Origin of the sequence: Streptomyces sp. 4N124 (assembly GCF_052245395.1) — a bacterium.
GTDB lineage: Bacteria > Actinomycetota > Actinomycetes > Streptomycetales > Streptomycetaceae > Streptomyces.
On sequence record NZ_JBQQBS010000011.1, the window covers coordinates 197,112 to 216,770 of the forward strand.

Annotated in this window: 16 protein-coding genes; 13 read left to right on the forward strand and 3 right to left on the reverse strand. The window is 70.3% G+C overall.

Annotated features, from left to right (window positions below):
• Positions 1–7: 7 nt before the first annotated feature.
• From ACTWQO_RS14570 to ACTWQO_RS14580, 3 genes are all read left to right on the forward strand, one after another.
• Positions 8–643 (forward strand): MBL fold metallo-hydrolase, encoded by a 636-nt coding sequence (locus ACTWQO_RS14570; protein ID WP_443237712.1) that lies wholly within the window; start codon positions 8–10, stop codon positions 641–643.
• Positions 644–688: 45 nt separating this feature from the next.
• Positions 689–1,468: an exodeoxyribonuclease III gene (locus ACTWQO_RS14575; protein ID WP_443237713.1), complete on the forward strand. Its 780-nt coding sequence runs from the start codon at positions 689–691 to the stop codon at positions 1,466–1,468.
• A gap of 80 nt (positions 1,469–1,548) precedes the next feature.
• Complete coding sequence (locus ACTWQO_RS14580; RefSeq protein WP_443237714.1) at positions 1,549–1,956, forward strand: DUF6278 family protein; 408 nt, start codon at positions 1,549–1,551, stop codon at positions 1,954–1,956.
• A gap of 270 nt (positions 1,957–2,226) precedes the next feature.
• Here ACTWQO_RS14580 and ACTWQO_RS14585 read toward each other — a convergent pair whose 3' ends face one another.
• Positions 2,227–2,985, reverse strand: a complete 759-nt coding sequence (locus ACTWQO_RS14585) for a hypothetical protein (protein WP_443237715.1) — start codon at positions 2,983–2,985, stop codon at positions 2,227–2,229.
• A gap of 82 nt (positions 2,986–3,067) precedes the next feature.
• Here ACTWQO_RS14585 and ggt point away from each other — a divergent pair, with 82 nt between their 5' ends.
• Positions 3,068–4,867: a gamma-glutamyltransferase gene (ggt, locus tag ACTWQO_RS14590; protein ID WP_443237716.1), complete on the forward strand. Its 1,800-nt coding sequence runs from the start codon at positions 3,068–3,070 to the stop codon at positions 4,865–4,867.
• A 9-nt stretch (positions 4,868–4,876) separates the two neighbouring features.
• On the opposite strand, the gene ACTWQO_RS14595 is transcribed toward ggt, so the two are convergent.
• Together ACTWQO_RS14595 and map are read right to left on the reverse strand one after the other, a co-directional pair.
• Positions 4,877–7,405 (reverse strand): ATP-dependent Clp protease ATP-binding subunit, encoded by a 2,529-nt coding sequence (locus tag ACTWQO_RS14595; RefSeq protein ID WP_443237717.1) that lies wholly within the window; start codon positions 7,403–7,405, stop codon positions 4,877–4,879.
• A 208-nt stretch (positions 7,406–7,613) separates the two neighbouring features.
• Positions 7,614–8,381, reverse strand: a complete 768-nt coding sequence (gene map, locus ACTWQO_RS14600) for a type I methionyl aminopeptidase (protein ID WP_443237718.1) — start codon at positions 8,379–8,381, stop codon at positions 7,614–7,616.
• A gap of 32 nt (positions 8,382–8,413) precedes the next feature.
• Between map and ACTWQO_RS14605 the strand changes: the two genes are divergently transcribed.
• From ACTWQO_RS14605 to ACTWQO_RS14645, 9 genes are all read left to right on the forward strand, one after another.
• Positions 8,414–8,668 (forward strand): helix-turn-helix domain-containing protein, encoded by a 255-nt coding sequence (locus ACTWQO_RS14605; RefSeq protein WP_443237719.1) that lies wholly within the window; start codon positions 8,414–8,416, stop codon positions 8,666–8,668.
• 158 nt (positions 8,669–8,826) lie between these two features.
• On the forward strand, positions 8,827–10,527 hold the full coding sequence (locus tag ACTWQO_RS14610; RefSeq protein WP_443237720.1) for a hypothetical protein: 1,701 nt from the start codon (positions 8,827–8,829) through the stop codon (positions 10,525–10,527).
• Between the two features lie 179 nt (positions 10,528–10,706).
• A complete protein-coding gene (locus ACTWQO_RS14615) occupies positions 10,707–11,549 on the forward strand; it encodes a nitrilase-related carbon-nitrogen hydrolase (RefSeq protein WP_210571877.1) in 843 nt (280 codons plus the stop codon).
• Positions 11,546–12,832 (forward strand): aspartate aminotransferase family protein, encoded by a 1,287-nt coding sequence (locus tag ACTWQO_RS14620; RefSeq protein WP_443237721.1) that lies wholly within the window; start codon positions 11,546–11,548, stop codon positions 12,830–12,832. Before ACTWQO_RS14615 ends, ACTWQO_RS14620 begins: the two co-directional genes overlap by 4 nt.
• A gap of 25 nt (positions 12,833–12,857) precedes the next feature.
• Positions 12,858–14,435, forward strand: coding sequence for a PucR family transcriptional regulator (locus tag ACTWQO_RS14625; RefSeq protein WP_443237722.1), 1,578 nt, complete (start codon positions 12,858–12,860; stop codon positions 14,433–14,435).
• Positions 14,436–14,590: 155 nt separating this feature from the next.
• A complete protein-coding gene (locus ACTWQO_RS14630) occupies positions 14,591–15,433 on the forward strand; it encodes a nitrilase-related carbon-nitrogen hydrolase (protein ID WP_328353156.1) in 843 nt (280 codons plus the stop codon).
• A gap of 94 nt (positions 15,434–15,527) precedes the next feature.
• Positions 15,528–16,931: a dihydropyrimidinase gene (hydA, locus tag ACTWQO_RS14635; RefSeq protein ID WP_443237723.1), complete on the forward strand. Its 1,404-nt coding sequence runs from the start codon at positions 15,528–15,530 to the stop codon at positions 16,929–16,931.
• An 11-nt stretch (positions 16,932–16,942) separates the two neighbouring features.
• Positions 16,943–17,962 carry a TIGR03842 family LLM class F420-dependent oxidoreductase gene (locus tag ACTWQO_RS14640; RefSeq protein WP_443237724.1) on the forward strand — a complete coding sequence of 340 codons (1,020 nt, stop codon included), beginning with the start codon at positions 16,943–16,945 and terminating at the stop codon, positions 17,960–17,962.
• Between the two features lie 163 nt (positions 17,963–18,125).
• On the forward strand, positions 18,126–19,652 hold the full coding sequence (locus tag ACTWQO_RS14645; RefSeq protein WP_443237725.1) for an NCS1 family nucleobase:cation symporter-1: 1,527 nt from the start codon (positions 18,126–18,128) through the stop codon (positions 19,650–19,652).
• The last annotated feature ends 7 nt before the right edge of the window (positions 19,653–19,659 follow it).

Genomic DNA, 19,659 nt, shown 5'->3' on the forward strand with positions numbered 1-19,659 from the left:
TGGTGCCATGAAGCTCACGAAGAAGTCGCACGCCTGTATCCGTCTCGAGAAGGACGGGCGGACGCTCGTCCTCGACCCCGGGGGATTCAGCGAGGAGGACGCCGCGGTCGGCGCGGACGCGATCCTCGTCACACACGAGCATCCCGACCACTTCAACGAGGAGCGGCTGCGGTCGGCCATGGAGGCCAACCCGGCCGCCGAGATCTGGACCCTCAAGTCCGTCGCGGACAAGATCTCGACCGCCTTCCCCGGCCGCGTGCACGCCGTCGGCCACGGCGACACCTTCACCGCCGCGGGCTTCGACATCCAGGTCCACGGCGAACTGCACGCCGTGATCCACCCGGACATCCCCCGCATCACCAACGTCGGCTACCTCGTCGACGGCGGCCGCGTCTTCCACCCCGGCGACGCGCTCACCGTCCCCGACCGTGCCGTGGAGACGCTGATGCTCCCGGTCATGGCCCCCTGGAGCAAGATCTCCGAGGTCATCGACTACGTCCGCGAGCTCAAGCCGCAGCGCGCGTACGACATCCACGACGCGCTGCTCACCGACCTGGCCCGCCCGATCTATGACAACCAGATCGGCTCCCTCGGCGGTGCGGAGCACCTGCGGCTGACGCCGGGAGCGTCGGCGGAGGTCTGAGCACCCCGGGCCGCGTTGTCAGACCCGCCCGGTAGGTTGTGGGACATGCGCATCGCGACCTGGAACGTGAACTCGATCACCGCCCGCCTGCCGAGGCTCCTGGCCTGGCTGGAGAGCAGCGGCACCGACGTGCTCTGCCTTCAGGAGGCCAAGGTCGCCGAGGACCAGTTCCCGTCCGCCCAACTGCGCGAGCTCGGCTACGAGTCGGCGGTCCACGCGACCGGCCGGTGGAACGGAGTGGCGGTGCTCTCCCGCATAGGCCTCGAGGATGTCGTCAAGGGCCTGCCCGGCGATCCCGGCTTCGACGGCGTGGTCGAGCCCCGCGCCATCTCCGCCACCTGCGGCCCGGTCCGCGTCTGGTCGGTGTACGTGCCGAACGGCCGTGAGGTGGATCACCCTCACTACGCCTACAAGCTCCAGTGGTTCGAGGCCCTCAAGGCGACCGTCGCGGGCGACGCGTCCGGCAGCCGCCCGTTCGCGGTGATGGGCGACTACAACGTGGCCCCGACGGACGACGACGTCTACGACGTGGCCGCCTTCGAGGGCTCCACCCATGTCACCCCCGCCGAGCGCGCGGCCCTGGCCTCCCTGCGCGAAGCAGGCCTGTCGGACGTCGTACCCCGCCCCCTCAAGTACGACCACCCGTTCACCTACTGGGACTACCGCCAGCTCTGCTTCCCCAAGAACCGCGGCATGCGCATCGACCTGGTCTACGGCAACGAGCCGTTCACCAAGGCGGTCAAGGACTCCTACGTGGACCGAGAAGAACGCAAGGGCAAGGGCGCGTCGGACCACGCACCGGTGGTAGTGGACCTCGACGTGTAACCGGCCTGCCTGCGGCGCCCCGCAATCCGGGGTGTGCGCGCCTGTGGTGCGCACGGCGGTGCGAATGACAGGCTGGGGGTATGAAGATCCCTTTTCTGGGCGACCGGAGCAAGAAGCCCGGGTTCCCCGACGCCGAGGGCATCGCCGAACTCCTCTCCGAGTGTGAACTGCTGCGCTCCCAGGCGTCCGAGGAGGGCGTCCAACTGGACGACTCCGCCGCCTCGTTGGAGGAACTCGACCAGTTGGTCCCGCGGTGGCGGGACGACGAGGAGATCCTGCCCTGGCTGGGCAACGACGCCGGGCTGTATCTGGGCACCGTCATCGTGCACACCGTGCCAGGTGCCGCGTGGGAGATCTGGCCCAACGGCCAGCCGGTGATCCGGCTCGCTTCGGGCCGCGAGTTCGATGTCGTCGCCTCCGGCCAGGAATGGGCCTCCAGCGGGGTGCCCGAGCTGTCGCAGCTGTACGCGGAGGTCGCGGAGGCGTGACGTTCTGGCCGCCCTGATCGCCGGTTCGCGTTAAATACGGCTAATGCCCGAAAGGTGCGTGTCGTGTACTTACGCCCCTCTTATCCGGATAGTTTGCGGCAACCACGACACAGTTGAGAGCGGGGTAGGGGGCAGCAGTCACAGAGCCAGGCCCGCCCGGCGGCAGCCGGAGATCACTGCTCGCACCGCGGAGGCGAGGAGAAGGTCAGCTGCACGCCGGACGGGTTTCCGCCCCTTTGCCGGAGCGCCCGTGGCCGTGCCCGGTGGGACTCAGGAGGCGCGGTGGGAGTTGCGCGGAGCCGCCGGGGCAGGCAGAGGCGTCTGCGCGGTCCGGGTGACATCTCCGACGAGTTCGACCACGTCCGGTCCGTAGGCCTGCGAGTTGACGACCTTCAGCAGCAGTACGAAGGAGTTGTTGCCGTGCTTGCGGGACAGCCGTTCGTGGTTGCGGGCGAGATAGCGGGTCGCGGCCTGGTTGGTGATCGCGCGCTGGCCGCAGAACAGGAACACTGGCCGCGCCTCCCTGCGCTGACCGGCGGTGAGCCGGGCGAGGAGCACATACTCGCCCTTGCCCGGCTCCAGGCGGTAGCGCTCACTGCCGATCTGGAAGGCGCCCCGGTCGGGGCCGGGTTCGGCGTCGACATTGACGCGTATGCCCGGCAGCAGCGAGTGCAGATGGGCGGCCATACGGCGATTGGACGCCGGTCCGCCCACGCAGAACTCGGTGCGCTCACCGAAGCCCTGCTGCGCCGCGTCGTGCGCGACGACCTGGGCGTGGGCTTTGCAGTCCTTGATGAGTGCGGCCAGTTCGAGCAGGGCGAACACGTCGTGCCGCATCACCGTGAGCTCCGGCCCGCCCGCCTCGCGGTTCACCACCAGAAGTGACTCGGAATTTTCGGGCAGCCCGAAGAAGGCCTGCTTCCGGCGGAGCCTGCGATTCCACAGGTAGGTGCGGGCCAGCCAGCCGATCGCGGCACTGAGGCCGGCCGCGATCACGCCTAGGACGATGTTGCGCACGTCGTCATTCATGGGCGCGCATGGTAGCGGGTGCTCCTGACGGGGGCATGTCGATCCATTAGGCTGCGCGAACGGTCCCTGACTGGAGGTGCGGATGCGTCGTTCCGTCGCACGCAAGCTGTCGGTCCTGGCGGTCTCGGCCGCCATGGTGTCGGTGGGGGCGGCGACGCCTCCCACCGCTTCCCGTCCGGCCGTCGAGAAGGTCCCCGTCGCCGTCGGCTACGGCGGTGCCGTCGCCAGTGTCGACGCGGACGCCTCCGCCGCCGGTATCGAGGTGCTGAGGAAGGGCGGCAACGCCGTCGACGCGGCCGTGGCCACGGCCGCCGCGCTCGGTGTCACCGAGCCCTATTCCTCCGGCATTGGCGGAGGCGGCTACTTCGTCTACTACGACGCCAAGTCCCGTACGGTGCACACGATCGACGGCCGTGAGACCGCGCCCCTGACCGCCGACTCGCAGCTCTTCGTGGAGAACGGCACGGCGATCCCCTTCGCCGAGGCCGTCAGCAGCGGCCTGAGTGTCGGAACCCCGGGCACGCCTGCCACCTGGCAGAAGGCGCTGGAAAAGTGGGGGAGCAGGGGGCTGGGCACCCTGTTGAAGCCGGCGGAGCGACTCGCGCGTGACGGCTTCGTCGTCGACAACACCTTCCGCGCGCAGACCGCCGCCAACGAGACCCGGTTCCGCTACTTCCCGGACACCGCCGAGCTGTTCCTGCCGAACGGCACGCTTCCTGTCGTCGGCTCCACCTTCAAGAACCCCGATCTCGCCCGCACCTACGCGGAGTTGGCGAAGAAGGGTGTCGGCGCGCTCTACCGGGGCGACATGGCCGAGGACATCGTCGACACGGTCAACAACCCGCCCGTGGAGCCGAGTTCCGGCTGGAACGCCCGCCCCGGCGACCTGTCCGCCAAGGATCTCACCGCCTATCGCACCAAGCTCCAGGCCCCGACCAGGTCCTCGTACCGCGGCCTCGGCGTCTACTCCATGGCGCCGTCGTCCTCCGGCGGCACGACGGTCGGTGAGGCCCTCAACATCCTGGAGAACACGGACCTGTCGAAGGCGAGCGAGGTGCAGTACCTGCACCGCTACATCGAGGCGAGCCGGATCGCGTTCGCCGACCGCGGGCGCTGGGTCGGCGACCCCGCCTTCGAAGACGTACCGACGAAGGAGCTGCTGTCGCAGCGGTACGCCGACTCGCGGGAGTGCCTCATCAAGGACGACGCGGTGCTGACGAGCCCGGTCGCGCCGGGCGACCCGCGCAATCCGGCGGCCTGCGACACGGGAGGCACGGCGGCCCCGACCACGTACGAGGGCGACAGCACGACCCACCTCACGGTGGCCGACAAGTGGGGCAACGTCGTCTCGTACACGCTCACCATCGAGCAGACCGGCGGCAGCGGCATCACGGTCCCGGGCCGTGGCTTCATCCTCAACAACGAGCTGACGGACTTCTCCTTCACCCCGGCCAATCCGGCAGTCCACGACCCGAACCTGCCAGGCCCGGGCAAGCGCCCGCGCTCCTCCATGTCCCCGACGATCGTCCTCGACCGGCACGGCAAGCCCGTCGTGGCGCTCGGGTCGCCCGGTGGCGCCACCATCATCACGACCGTGCTGCAGACGCTGACCGGGCTCCTCGACCGAGGCCTGCCGCTGGTCGACGCCATCGCCGCGCCGCGCGCCAGTCAGCGCAACCAGACGACCACCGAGCTCGAACCGGGCCTGTGGAGCAGTCCGTTGAAGGCGCAGCTGGAAGCGATGGGGCACGGCTTCCGGCAGAACGCCGAGATCGGCGCGGCCACCGGTGTGCAGCGGCTGCCGAACGGGAAGTGGCTGGCCGCCGCCGAGACCGTACGGCGGGGCGGCGGCTCGGCGATGGTGGTGCACCCGGCGCCGTAGGCGGGTGCCCTACAACTCGGCGGCGGGCGGCAGCTCTTCCGAACGGAAGGCGAGCCGTCCGTCCTCCACGTCCACCGTCACCCGGCCGCCCTCGCCGATCCGGCCGTCCAGCAGGAGCCGGGAGAGCTGGTTGTCGACCTCCTTCTGGATGGTGCGACGGAGTGGACGGGCGCCGTACTCGGGCTGGTAGCCACGTTCGGAGAGCCAGTCGACGGCCCCGTCGGTGAAGTCGACCGAGACGCCCTGGGCCTGGAGCAGGCGACGGGTCTTGTCCAGGAGCAGGTTGGTGATCTTCTCCAGCTGGTCGTGGGTCAGCTGGCGGAAGACGACGATCTCGTCGATGCGGTTGAGGAACTCCGGCCGGAAGTGCTCGCGCAACGGCCGCAGGATCCGCTCGCGCCGCGCCTCCTCGTCGGCCTCCGCATCCCCCGCGCCGAACCCGATCCCGGTACCGCTCCGGCTGATCGCCTCGGAGCCGAGGTTGCTGGTCATCACGATGACCGTGTTGGTGAAGTCCACGGTGCGGCCCTGGGCGTCGGTCAGCCGTCCGTCGTCCAGGACCTGGAGGAGGATGTTGAAGACGTCCGGGTGCGCCTTCTCCACCTCGTCGAGGAGGAGGAGGGAGTACGGGTGGCGGCGGACCATCTCGGTGAGCTGGCCGGCCTCCTCGTGGCCGACGTAACCGGGCGGGGCGCCGACCAGGCGGCTGACGGTGTGCCGTTCCTGGTACTCGCTCATGTCGAGGCGGACCATCCGCTCCTCGCTGCTGAACAGGGCCTCGGCCAGCGCCCGGGCCAGTTCGGTCTTGCCGACGCCGGTCGGGCCGAGGAAGAGGAAGCTGCCGATCGGCCGGTCCGGACTGGCGAGTCCGGCGCGGGAGCGCAGTACCGCGTCGGAGACCACGCGGACCGCCTCGTCCTGGCCGACGACCCGCTGGTGCAGATGCTCCTCCAGGCCGAGCAGCCGGTCCTTCTCCTCCTCGGTGAGGCTGCTCACCGGGATGCCGGTCTGCCGGGACACCACCTCGGCGATCGCCTCCGCGGTGACCTCCAGGTCCTGTCCCTCGTCGGCCTTTCCGTCCCCGGTGTCGGTGATCCGCCGCTTCAGTTCGCCGATCCGGTCGCGCAGCTGCGTGGCCGTCTCGTACTGCTCGTCCGCGACCGCCTGGTCCTTGTCCCGGGTGAGCTGCTCGACCTCGCGCTCCAGGGCTCGCACGTCCGTGCCCTTCGTCCGGGCGCGCAATCGCACCCGCGCGCCCGCCTGGTCGATCAGGTCGATCGCCTTGTCCGGCAGCCGTCGGTCGGTGAGATAGCGGTCGGACAGCTTCACGGCGGCCACCAGGGCCTCGTCGGCGTAGCGGACCTGGTGGTGGGCCTCGTAGCGGTCGCGCAGGCCGCGCAGGATCTCGATGGCGTCCGCGGCGGTCGGCTCGGGCACCAGGATCGGCTGGAAGCGGCGGGAGAGCGCCGCGTCCTTCTCGATCCTGCGGTACTCCTCCAGCGTCGTCGCGCCCACGATGTGCAGCTCGCCGCGGGCCAGCGCGGGCTTGAGGATGTTGCCCGCGTCCATGGACCCGCCGCCCTCGCCGCCTCCGCCGGCGCCGACCACGGTGTGCAACTCGTCGATGAAGACGATCAGTTGGTCGGAGTGGGAGCCGATCTCACCCACGATGGTGTGCATCCGCTCCTCGAAGTCGCCCCGGTAGCGGGTACCCGCGACCACGCCCGTCAGGTCCAGCGCCACGACCCGGCGCCCGCTGAGTACGTCCGGCACGTCACCGTCGGCGATGCGCTGGGCGAGGCCCTCGACCACCGCCGTCTTGCCGACGCCCGCGTCACCGATGAGCACGGGGTTGTTCTTGCCGCGCCGGGAGAGGACCTCGATGGTCTGCTCGATCTCCTCCTCCCGTCCGATCACCGGGTCGATCCGGCCCTGGCGGGCCAGGTCGGTGAGATCACGGCCGTACTTGTCCAGGGTCGGTGTCCCGGTGACGCGCGGCCGTTCGGCGCGGGGCGGGGTGGCGTCCGGGGTCTCCTGCGGCAGGCCGCCGGGGGCGAAGCGGGCCGCGTTGAGGATGTGCCCGGCGGCCGAGTCCGGGTTCGCCGCCAGCGCGCTGAGCACATGCTCCGGGCCGATGTAGCCGGTGCCGCGCGTCCGGGCCAGTTCGTGCGCGTCCAGCAGGGCACGCTTGACCGCGGGGGTCAGGGACAGCGCGGTGGGCGGCGGAGCCTCCTCCGGTGCGTGCTGGACCGGGCCCGAGCGCTCGTCGATCTCCGAGGCGAGGGAGTCGGGATCCGCCCCGGCCCTGGCGAGCAGGGTCCGCGTGGGCTCGGTCGCGAGTGCGGCACGCAGCAGGTGCTGGGTGTCCAGATCGCGGCTGCCGTGCTCGGCGGCGTACTGGGCGGCGCCGCGGACCAGTTCGCGGGCGGGTTGACTGAGCAGGCGGCCGATGTCGATCTGACGCGGGGCGGGGCGGGGGCCGCTGAAGAAGCGGGCGAGGAATTCGCTGAGGGGGTCGGAGTCGAAGCCGCTGGTCATCGCATGTCCGTTCCGCTGATCTACGTGCCGGTGCGGACGAGTGCCCAATGCGGGGACCCGCACACCCGGGCTTCTACAACACCTTGGCACGGTCGATAGGTGGCGGCATGTTGGGCGCCTACGGTTCGGGGGGCGATCTTGGCTTGCGGCTGCGGGTTCGTTCTGGCTGGTCGCGCAGTTCCCCGCGCCCCTTACAGGGCGCTCACCCTTACCGTTCAGTGAGAATGCGGGGGCCCGTCTCCGTGATCGCCACCGTGTGCTCTGCGTGGGCTGCTCTTGAACCGTCGTTCGTCCTCAGGGTCCAGCCGTCTCCTGCTGCGTGGTAGCCGTCCTTGCCGCCGGCCAGGAGCATGGGTTCGATGGCGATGGCCATGCCGTGGCGGAGGGGGAGGCCGCGGCCGGGGCGGCCCTCGTTCGGGATGGAGGGGTCCTCGTGCATGTGGCGGCCGATGCCGTGGCCGCCGAAGCCCTGGGGGATGCCGTAGCCGCCGGCGCGGCAGACGGTGCCGATGGCGTGCGCGATGTCGCCGATCCGGTTGCCGACCACGGCTGCCTCGATGCCGGCGGCGAGGGCGCGCTCGGCGGTCTCGATCAGGCGGAGGTCGGCCGGGCGTGGCTTGCCGACGACGAAGCTGATGGCCGAGTCGCCGACCCAGCCGTCGAGTTCGGCGCCGCAGTCGATGGAGACGAGGTCGCCGTCGCGCAGCCGGTAGCGGGTCGGGATGCCGTGCACGATCGCGTCGTTGACGGAGGTGCAGATGACGGCGGGGAAGGGGACGGGGGCGAAGGAGGGGCGATAGCCGAGGAACGGTGATGTCGCGCCCGCCCCGCGCAGCACCTCACGCGCCACCTCGTCCAGCTCCAGCAGGGAAACGCCCACGTCAGCGGCTTTGCGTGCGGCTGTCAGGGCCTGGCCGACGACCTGGCCGGCCGTGTACATCGCATCGATCGAAGTGTCCGTCTTCAGTTCCACCATGCCAATTACTATACCGGTATTAGAATGGTGGCATGGTACGCACCCCACTGACTCCACAAGAGCGTGAACGCGGCGAGCGGCTCGGGCGGCTGCTGCGTGAGGCGCGCGGCGGTCGCAGCATGGCCGACGTCGCGGCGAGCGCCGGGATCTCCGCTGAGACGCTGCGCAAGATCGAGACCGGACGGGCCCCGACGCCGGCCTTCTTCACCGTGGCGGCGCTGACCGGGGCGCTCGGTCTGTCGATGGACGAGCTGGCGGGGGGCTGCGTGCTCGCGGCGGCGGCGTGATCAGCCGCGTTCGCATGGCGGTGATCGGATTCGGTCACCGCCACCACTCCTGCACAGGGAGACTCCTGCTCACCCGTGGAAAACACCCTGTAGCGTTCCCGTAACACGGCTGGTGTTGCCTACGGACCGGAGTGTTCCGGTCTGGCAGGAGTTGAGCGATGACTGTGGATCAACTCCCGGGGCGGATGCGGGAGTTCGCGAACTACCTGGACGGTCTGCTGGCGCGCCTGGATCACGGCGCCGGCTGGTGCGCGGTGTTCTGGCAACGCGACCCCGACGGCATGCAGGCCTGTCTCGACGGACGCGAAATCCCGCCCTGGGACGTGATGGAGGCGCTCCTGCAGGACCTCGCCGCCGACTACGGTCCCGATGTCGCCGCTCCCGAGAAGGACCGGGCCCGCTCCCTGCACGCCGCCGCGCTCAACGCCCACGACGCCCGTCCCGGCGCCCGCGACGCCCTCGGGGACCGTCTGGACGTGATGCTCCGCGAGCAGCGCTACGCCGCCGAACGGCAGGCCGAGCTGGGCCATTTGCTCGCCTCCGCCACCACCCGCGAACAGGCCGACGGCCTCCGCCTCGACCTCGCCTGGGCCCGCGACGACCATGACCGCGCCACCGCCCGATGCGCCGAACTCCGGTCCCGCATCGCGGAGTTGGACCGCAGATCGGTCGGCGGACAGGCGGCGGCGATCCGCCGGGGCGGCGGGCAGGAGACGTACAGGGACGGTGCGGGGGCCGGTGGGCAGGGGGCGTACGGCGACGCCACGGAGGCGCGGCGCCGTGGTTCGTACGACGGCGGCGGCAGCGGTGCTTACGACGACGTGTTCCCGCAGCCCGGCGATTCCCGCGGCGCCGCGCAGCACGCGGGAGCGCACCGGATGCCGCAGCAGCGCACCGCGCAGTCCCCGGGCCCCGCGTACGGTCCGCAGAACCCCGAGGGCCGGCACGCCGCCGGCCCCGGACACGCGTCGGGCCCGGTCCAGCACGTGAATCCGATGCGCGGCGAAGCCCAGGGCGCTGGAGGTCCCGCGCCGCAGGAAGCCGAGGACGCGGGACGCGGTCGGGGCCGGACCGCGAGTCCCGATCCGGCCCCGGAACAGCCCGCACAGCCCGCCCCCAAGCAACGCAAGCGGCGCCGGGGCGGTGCGCGGTACGCCGGGATGGTCGAGGAAGAGGCCGCCCCCGTCGTCGTACCCCCGGACGTCGCTGTACCGGTGCTGCCCGAGCCGCCCGCCGCGGCCGGGCGCAATCCGCGCGGGGCCCGGTTCGCCGGGGCCGCCGCGGCGGAGAAGGCGCCGGCGCCGGAACCGCAGGCCGAGCCGGTGGGCTCGGAGGCGCGGCGGCAGGTCGCCGGGACGGTCGAGACGCTGGCGCGGCTGCGGGCCGAGGGCCGAAGCGGCGAGGCGCATGTGCTGCTCGTCGAGGCCGCCTACTGGCCCGCCGACCACTTTCCGCTGCTCGCCGCCGAGATGCAGCGGGCCGGGTTCGGTGCCGACTGGGCGACGCTGCTGTGGGAGGCGGCCTCGCTGCCCGCCGACCGGCTGGTCGCCGCGGCCGATGCGCTGGCCGCGGCGGGGCGCACGGCGGACGGGGAGCAGATCCTGCGGCAAGGTGTGGCGCGGCCCGCCACCGAGATCGGGCAGGCCGTGCTCGGGCTGGCCCGCGAGGGGCGGGAGCGCGAGGTCCGGGCGCTGCTGGACGCCTACGTCCGGGTCCGCACCCCGGAGGAGGCCGCCCGCAGCGCCGAGCCCGACCCGGGGACCCTCGTACCGCTGCTCCTGGAGGCCGCCCGGGGCGTCTCGGAGGAGCGCCACTGGGATCTGGTCCACGCCCTCCGGGTGGCCGGATTCGCCGCCTGACATGTACACCAGTACGGACCGGGAGGTCATCTGACTCACCCGCGGGAGTGTGAAACGTGATCGACTCAGCGGGTTAACGACGATGGTCTTGGCAAGGCTGTCCGCGAGGCTTACTTTCGACCCTCTACGGCAGTGTCTACGTGCGTAGAGGCTCTGACGTCCCGTCGAAGGAGCAGCTCATGGCCAACGTCGTTCGTGCCGCTCTGGTCCAGGCCACCTGGACCGGCGACACCGAGTCCATGGTGGCGAAACACGAGGAGTACGCCCGGGAGGCGGCTCGCCGGGGCGCCAAGATCATCGGCTTCCAGGAAGTCTTCAACGCGCCCTACTTCTGCCAGGTCCAGGAGCCCGAGCACTACCGCTGGGCCGAGCCGGTGCCCGACGGGCCGACCGTGCGTCGTATGCGGGATCTCGCGCGCGAGACCGGCATGGTGATCGTCGTCCCGGTCTTCGAGGTCGAGCAGTCCGGTTTCTACTACAACACCGCGGCCGTGATCGACGCCGACGGCACCTTCCTCGGCAAGTACCGCAAGCATCACATCCCGCAGGTCAAGGGCTTCTGGGAGAAGTACTACTTCAAGCCCGGCAACGTCGGCTGGCCCGTCTTCGACACCGCCGTCGGGAAGGTGGGCGTCTATATCTGCTACGACCGCCACTTCCCGGAGGGCTGGCGGCAACTCGGTCTGAACGGCGCCCAGCTGGTGTACAACCCGTCGGCCACCTCGCGCGGTCTGTCCGCCCATCTGTGGCAGCTGGAGCAGCCCGCGGCGGCCGTCGCCAACGAGTACTTCGTCGCCGCGATCAACCGGGTCGGGCAGGAGGAGTACGGCGACAACGATTTCTACGGGACGTCGTACTTCGTCGACCCGCGCGGGCAGTTCGTGGGGGAGACCGCGAGCGACAAGGGCGAGGAACTGGTCGTCCGGGACCTCGACTTCGACCTCATCGAAGAGGTACGGCAGCAGTGGGCCTTCTACCGCGACCGACGGCCCGACGCGTACGAGGGGCTGGTGCAGCCGTGACCAAGGACCTGCTGGGACGCCACCGCGCCGTCCTGCCCGACTGGCTCGCCCTCTACTACGAGGACCCGCTGGAGCTCACCCACGGCGAGGGGCGCTACGTCTGGGACTCCCAGGGCACCAAGTACCTCGACTTCTTCGGCGGCATCCTCACGACGATGACCGCGCACGCGCTGCCCGAGGTGACGAAGGCGGTGAGCGAACAGGCCGGGCGGATCATCCATTCGTCCACGCTCTACCTCAACCGGCCGATGGTCGAACTGGCCGAGCGGATCGCCCAGTTGTCCGGCATCCCGGACGCCCGCGTCTTCTTCACCACCTCCGGCACGGAGGCCAACGACACCGCCCTGCTGCTCGCGACGACATACCGCCGCAGCAACACGATCCTGGCCATGCGCAACAGCTACCACGGCCGCTCCTTCAGCGCCGTCGGCATCACCGGCAACCGCGGCTGGTCCCCGACCTCGCTGTCCCCCCTGCAGACGCTGTACGTCCATGGCGGCGTCCGCACCCGCGGCCCGTACGCCTCCCTGAGCGACGCCGACTTCATCGCGGCCTGCGTCGAGGACCTGACGGACCTCCTCGGCCACACCCGCCCGCCCGCCGCGCTGATCGCCGAGCCGATCCAGGGCGTCGGCGGCTTCACCTCCCCGCCGGACGGGTTGTACGCCGCCTTCCGCGAGGTGCTCAGCGAGCGCGGCATCCTGTGGATCGCCGACGAGGTGCAGACCGGCTGGGGCCGCACCGGCGAGCACTTCTGGGGCTGGCAGGCGCATGGCCAGAGCGGCCCGCCCGACATCCTCACCTTCGCCAAGGGGATCGGCAACGGCATGTCCATCGGTGGGGTCGTCGCCCGCGGCGAGATCATGAACTGCCTGGACGCCAACTCCATTTCGACGTTCGGCGGCACCCAGATCACCATGGCGGCGGGGCTCGCGAACCTGACGTATCTGCTGGAGCACGACCTCCAGGGCAACGCCCGGCGCGTCGGCGGACTGCTCATCGAGCGGCTGCGGGCCGTCACGGCGCAGATTCCCGGCGTACGGGAGGTGCGTGGACGCGGGCTGATGATCGGCGTCGAGCTGGTCAAGCCCGGCACGGACCAGGCCGACCCGGAGGCCGCCAGTGCCGTGCTGGAGGAAGCCCGCGCGGGCGGGCTGCTGCTCGGCAAGGGCGGCGGCCACAACACCAGCGGCCTGCGGATCGCCCCGCCGCTGTCCCTGACCGTCGCGGAAGCCGAGGAGGGCGCCGCGATCCTCGAACACGCTCTGAGGAGCACCCAGTAGCAGAACCTGAGCAAGGGATCACGCCATGACCACCACCGCCTTCGAGACCTTGGCGACCCTGGAACCCGCTCTGTCGGTGCGCCAGGTGCTCACCCTGGAACGGGTGCTCGCCGGGGAGCCCGAGGTGGTGGCCGGCGCGAGCCAGCTCGACCGGCCGGTGCGCTGGGTGCATGTCGCCGAGGCCGCCGACGTGGGCGTGATGCTCAGCGGCGGCGAGATGGTGCTGACGACGGGCGTGCTGCTGGCCGGGGACGAGGACAAGCAGGTCGAGTACATCCGGTCCCTGCACCGCGCGGAGGCCGCGGCCGTGGTCCTCGGACTCGGCCGCGCCTTCCCGGCCCCGCCGGACGTGATGCGCCGGGCGGCCGAGCGGTGCGGGCTGCCCATGGTCGTGCTCCATCGCCCGTTCCCCTTCGCCGAGTTGACCGAGGAGGTCCAGTCCCGGCTGGTGCGGCGGAAGTTCGCCGCTGTCAGCCTCTCCGAGGCCGTACGGACCGCGCTCACCGGACTCATCACCGCGGGCGCCCCGCTGCAACGCCTGCTCGACGAGGTCGCCCACCACAGCGCCTGCCCCGTCGTCGTCACCAACCTCGCCCACCGCGTCCTCGCCACGGCGGGGGAGCGGCCCGCGGTGGACGACGTGCTGCGGGACTGGGAGCGGATCGCCCGGCAGGCGGGCGGGAGCGAGGGGGACGGCTGGATCCGCGCCGAGCTGGGCGGGCGCGGGGAGCGGTGGGGGCAGATCATGCTCTGCGGGTACCGCGGCGACACGGCCGCCGGACGGCTGCTCGCCGACCGTGCCGCCGAGGCGCTCGTGCTGCACCGCATGCTCGGCGGCGGCACCGCGCACTCCTGGGAGGAGGAGTCGGCGCAGGGCCTGCTCACCGACCTGGTGAGCGGTGTCGTACCGGCCAGGCAACTACTGCCCCGGGCACGCGCGGCCGGGCTCCCGGTCAACCGGCGGACCTTCGTTCCGCTCGTCGTCCGTGACGGCGATCCGGCCCAACTGGACCGTATGCTCCGCCTGTTGGGGCTGTCCGGCCTGGTCGCCGAACTCGCCGACGGCGCCACCGCCGTCCTGCTCAGCCTCGCCCGGGACCAGGACGCGGAGGGGATGACGGCGCACTTCGCGGCGCGGCTGCGGACCGAGTCGGGGTCGGGGGAGTCCGTGGTCGCCGCGGCCGGTCCACGGATCGCCTGGGACGACGTACCGGCCGGACTGCGCGAGGCGCAGCACGTCGCCGACGCCGTGGCGGACTCCTCGGCGGTCCTCGACCTCCCGGCCGTCGTGCGCCTGAAGGACGTACATCTGCGGGGCCTGATCCGGCTGCTGCGCGACGACCCGCATGTGCAGTCCTTCGCGGAGCGGGAGCTGGACGGGCTGCTGTGCGAGCCGGAGGAGGATCTGCTGGCCGTCCTGCGGACGTACCTCGCCTCCGGCCGCAACAAGTCCCGCACCGCACAGCTCCACCACGTCTCACGGCCCGCGCTGTATCGCCGGCTGGAGGCGATACAGGGGCGGCTCGGTGTCGACCTCGACGACTTCGAGCAGGCCGCCTCGGTGCACATCGCGCTCCTCGCGCACGACGCGCAACAGGGCTGAAACATGCGACGACCTGGGAAAACGGCGGTGAAACATGGGCCCACGACAGGGTGACACCGTGGCACGCCGCACCCCCGCAGACGTGACACCGTGCAACTCAAACCGGCTCTTTGGACTTCCTAGGCTCCTCGCACACCGAGCGACCGGAGGTCCCGATGAGCAGAGTGATTCGCGCCGCCCTCTTCCAGACCGCGTGGACGGGCGACAAGGAGTCGATGATCCAGGTACACGAGCAGGCGGTCCGCGACGCGGCCGCGCAGGGTGCTCAAGTCCTGTGCTTCCAGGAGCTGTTCTACGGGCCCTACTTCTGCCAGGTCCAGGACAAGGCCTTCTACGAGTACGCGGAGGCGGTCCCGGAAGGCCCGATCGTCCGGCGCTTCCAGGCCCTCGCCGAGGAACACGGCATCGTGCTCATCCTGCCGATGTACGAGGAGGAGCAGCCCGGCGTCCTCTACAACACGGCCGCCGTGATCGACGCGGACGGCTCGTACCTCGGCAAGTACCGCAAGCATCACATTCCTCAAGTACCGGGATTCTGGGAGAAGTTCTACTTCCGCCCGGGCAACGTGGGCTGGCCGGTCTTCGAGACGGCCGTAGGGAAGATCGGTGTGTACATCTGCTACGACCGGCACTTCCCGGAGGGCTGGCGCGCACTGGGTCTCGCCGGCGCCGAGATCGTCTTCAACCCGTCGGCCACCTCGCGCGGACTGTCCGCCTATCTGTGGCAGCTGGAGCAGCCCGCGGCGGCCGTCGCCAACGAGTACTTCGTCGGTGCGATCAACCGGGTCGGCGTCGAGGAGTACGGCGACAACGACTTCTACGGCACGACGTACTTCGTCGACCCGGAAGCCCAGTTCGTCGGCGAGGTGGCCTCCGACAAGGAGACCGAACTCGTCGTCCGCGACCTCGACATGGCCAAGCTGCGCGAGGTCCGCGACCGCTGGCAGTTCTACCGCGACCGCCGCCCGGAGGCATACGGCCCACTGACGGCACCGTGATCAGAAGCGGTACCCGCGCCCCACAGGGGCGCGGGGAACTGCGCGACCAGCCACAACCGACCCGCACCTTTAACACAACCCAGCGGAGTCACGCATGAACACCCGTACCGTCATCCGCGGCGGCCTCGTCATCACCGCATCCGACGAGATCCACGCCGACGTCCTGATCGAGGACGGCCGTATCGCCGCCCTCGCCACCTCCGGCACACCCGCCGCCGAGGCCTGGACGGCCGAGCGGGTCATCGACGCCACCGGGAAGTATGTGATCCCGGGCGGGGTCGACGCCCACACCCACATGGAGCTGCCGTTCGGCGGCACCTTCGCCTCCGACACGTTCGAGACCGGCACCCGGGCCGCCGCCTGGGGCGGTACGACGACGATCGTCGACTTCGCGGTGCAGAGCGTGGGCCACAGCCTCCGTGAAGGCCTCGACACCTGGCACGCCAAGGCCGAGGGCAACTGCGCGATCGACTACGCCTTCCACATGATCGTCTCCGATGTGAACGAGGAGACGCTGAAGGAGATGGACCTGCTGGTGGAGGAGGGGGTGACCTCCTTCAAGCAGTTCATGGCGTATCCGGGCGTCTTCTACTCCGACGACGGCAAGATCCTGCGCGCCATGCAGCGCTCCGCCGAGAACGGCGGCCTGATCATGATGCACGCCGAGAACGGCATCGCGATCGATGTGCTGGTCCAGCAGGCGCTGGCCCGGGGCGAGACCGACCCCCGGTACCACGGTGAGGTGCGCAAGGCCCTGCTGGAGGCCGAGGCCACCCACCGTGCCATCAAGCTCGCGCAGGTCGCCGGTGCGCCCCTGTATGTCGTACACGTCTCGGCGATGGAGGCAGTCGCCGAGCTGGCCCGGGCGCGTGACGAGGGGCTGCCCGTCTTCGGGGAGACCTGCCCGCAGTATCTGTTCCTGTCGACCGACAACCTCGCCGAGCCCGACTTCGAGGGCTCGAAGTACGTGTGCTCCACACCCCTGCGGCCCAAGGAGCACCAGGCCCACCTGTGGAAGGGCCTGCGCACGAACGACCTCCAGGTGGTCTCCACCGACCACTGCCCCTTCTGCTTCGTGGGCCAGAAGGAGCTGGGCCGGGGCGACTTCTCCAAGATCCCCAACGGTCTGCCGGGCGTCGAGAACCGGATGGACCTGCTCCACCAGGCCGTCGTCGACGGGCACATCTCCCGTCGGCGCTGGATCGAGATCGCCTGCGCCACCCCGGCCCGGATGTTCGGCATGTACCCGAAGAAGGGCACCATCGCGCCGGGCGCCGACGCCGACGTGGTCATCTACGACCCGCACGCCGAGCAGGTCATGTCCGCCGAGACGCACCACATGAACGTCGACTACTCGGCGTACGAGGGCAAGCGCACCACCGGCCGCGTCGAGACGGTCCTGTCGCGGGGCGACGTCGTCATCAACGAGCGGGAGTACACCGGACGCGCGGGTCACGGCGTCTACACCCCGCGCTCCACCTGTCAGTACCTCAACTAGGAGTGGCGCCCATGGACTTCGGACTCGTCCTGCAGACCGATCCGCCGGCCTCGAAGGTCATCAGCCTGATGAAGCGGGCCGAACGCAACGGCTTCACGTACGGCTGGACCTTCGACTCCGCCGTGCTCTGGCAGGAGCCGTTCGTGATCTACAGCCAGATCCTCGCGAACACCACGAAGCTGACGGTCGGCCCGATGGTCACCAACCCGGGCACCCGCACCTGGGAGGTCACCGCCTCCACCTTCGCCACCCTCAACGACATGTTTGGCAACCGCACCGTGTGCGGCATCGGCCGCGGCGACTCAGCGATGCGCGTCGCGGGCCGTACGCCGAACACGCTGGCCCGGATCAGCGAGGCCATGAAGGTCATCAGGGCGCTCGGCTCCGGTCAGGAGGCGGACCTCGGGGGCACGGTCATCAAGTTCCCCTGGATCAAGGAGGATGCCCATCTCCCGGTCTGGATGGCCGCGTACGGGCCGAAGGCCCTGAAGATGACCGGCGAGGAGGCCGACGGGTTCATCCTCCAGCTCGCCGACCTGTATCTGACCGAGTACATGGTGAAGGCGGTCAAGGCCGCGGCGGTCGCGGCCGGACGTGATCCGTCCGACGTGAAGATCTGCGTCGCCGCCCCCGCCTACGTCACCGAGGACGACTCACCCGAAGCGCTCGCCCACGCCCGCGAGCAGTGCCGCTGGTTCGGCGGGATGGTCGGCAACCACGTCGCCGACCTGGTGTCCAAGTACGGCGAGCACTCCGCCGCCGTACCCGACGAACTCACCGACTACATCAAGGCGCGCGAGGGGTACGACTACTCCCACCACGGACGCGCCGACAACCCCGACACCGCGTTCGTGCCCGACGAGATCGTCGACCGGTTCTGCCTCATCGGACCGGTCGAGAAGCACATCGAGAAGCTGAACGCGCTGCGCGAGCTGGGCGTCGACCAGTTCGCCGTGTACGACATGCACGACGCCCAGGAAGCCACGATCGACGCGTACGGGTCGCAGGTGATCCCGGCCGTCAACAGCTAGCAGTTCACGGGCAGTTGATGCCCGTCCCCATGTACGTCCCCTTCCCGCCGTTCCCGGGAAGGGGACCCAGGCCGCCCCGCGTCTCAACGGCTTCGGGGCGCACCCCCCTCGGCGCCACCCGCACGGCCTTTCCCCGTCCCAACCTCCCCTGATTGGCCTGCCCATGACCGACACCGCTCCCACGGCCATACCGCCGTCCACTCAAGTCACCCTCGCCGACGGCCGGGTGGAGATCGCCCCCGACGCCCCCGCTCCGGGCGGTCCCTACGCCAACGAGGACCTGCTGCCGGTTCCCGTCGAGAAGCGCACCTGGACCACGTACAACTTCTCCGCACTGTGGGTCGGCATGGCCCACAACACGGCCTCCTGGACCCTGGCCTCCGGCCTGATCGCCGTCGGCATGGACTGGAAGCAGGCGGTGCTCACCATCGCCCTGGCCAATGTGATCGTGCTGGTCCCGATGCTGCTCACCGGGCACGCGGGACCGAAGTACGGCATCCCCTTCCCGGTGTTCGCGCGCGCCTCCTTCGGGATACGCGGCGCCAACCTCCCCGCTGTCGTGCGGGCGTTGGTGGCGTGCGGCTGGTTCGGTATCCAGACCTGGATCGGCGGTGAGGCGATCTACTTCCTGGCCGGGAAGCTGATCGGCAACGGCTGGAGCGACACCGCGAAGATCGGCGGCTACGCCTGGACCATGTGGCTGTCGTTCGCGATCTTCTGGGCGATCCAGGTCGCGATCATCTACCGGGGCATGGAGACGATCCGCCGTTTCGAGAACTGGGCGGCGCCGTTCGTGATCGTCGGCGCGCTCGTGATGCTCGTGTGGATGAGCAACAAGGCCGGCGGCTTCGGCCCGCTGCTCGACCAGCCGTCCAAGCTGGGCTGGGGCGGCGACTTCTGGAAGCTGTTCTGGCCCTCCCTCATGGGCATGATCGGCTTCTGGTCCACCCTGTCGCTGAACATCCCGGACTTCACCCGCTACGGCAAGAGCCAGAAGGCGCAGATGTGGGGCCAGGCGCTGGGCCTGCCCACCACCATGACGCTGTTCGCGTTCCTGTCGGTGATGGTCACCTCCGGCTCGCAGGCGGTGTACGGCGAGCCGATCTGGGACCCGGTACAGCTGGCCGCCAAGACGGACAACGTGGTCGGCCTGCTGTTCGCGCTGGTGACCGTGCTGGTGGCGACGCTGTCCGTGAACGTCGCGGCCAACCTGGTCTCCCCGGCCTTCGACTTCTCCAACATCGCGCCCCGCAAGATCACCTTCCGGGCCGGTGCGCTCGCGACCTGTGTCATCGGCGTGCTGATCTTCCCGTGGAAGCTGTACTCCGACCCGCAGGGCTACATCTTCACCTGGCTCGGCCTGGTCGGCGGGCTGCTCGGCACGGTCGCCGGCATCCTCATCGCCGACTACTGGATCCTGCGCCGGGGCAAGCTCGACCTCCTCGACCTATACCGCACGGGCGGCCGCTACTGGTACGAGGGCGGCTGGAACTGGCGGGCGGTCGTCGCCTTCGTGGCCGGCGGCGTGCTGGCCATCGGCGGCGCCAGCTTCGACCCGCTGATCGACGGCCGGCCCATCCCGGCGCTGTCGTCGCTGGCCGACTACGGCTGGGCGGTGGGCCTGGGCACCTCGATGGTGCTGTACCTGGGCCTGATGCTGCTGCGCGGCCGGGGGAAGACCACGGTCTGACCGGAGC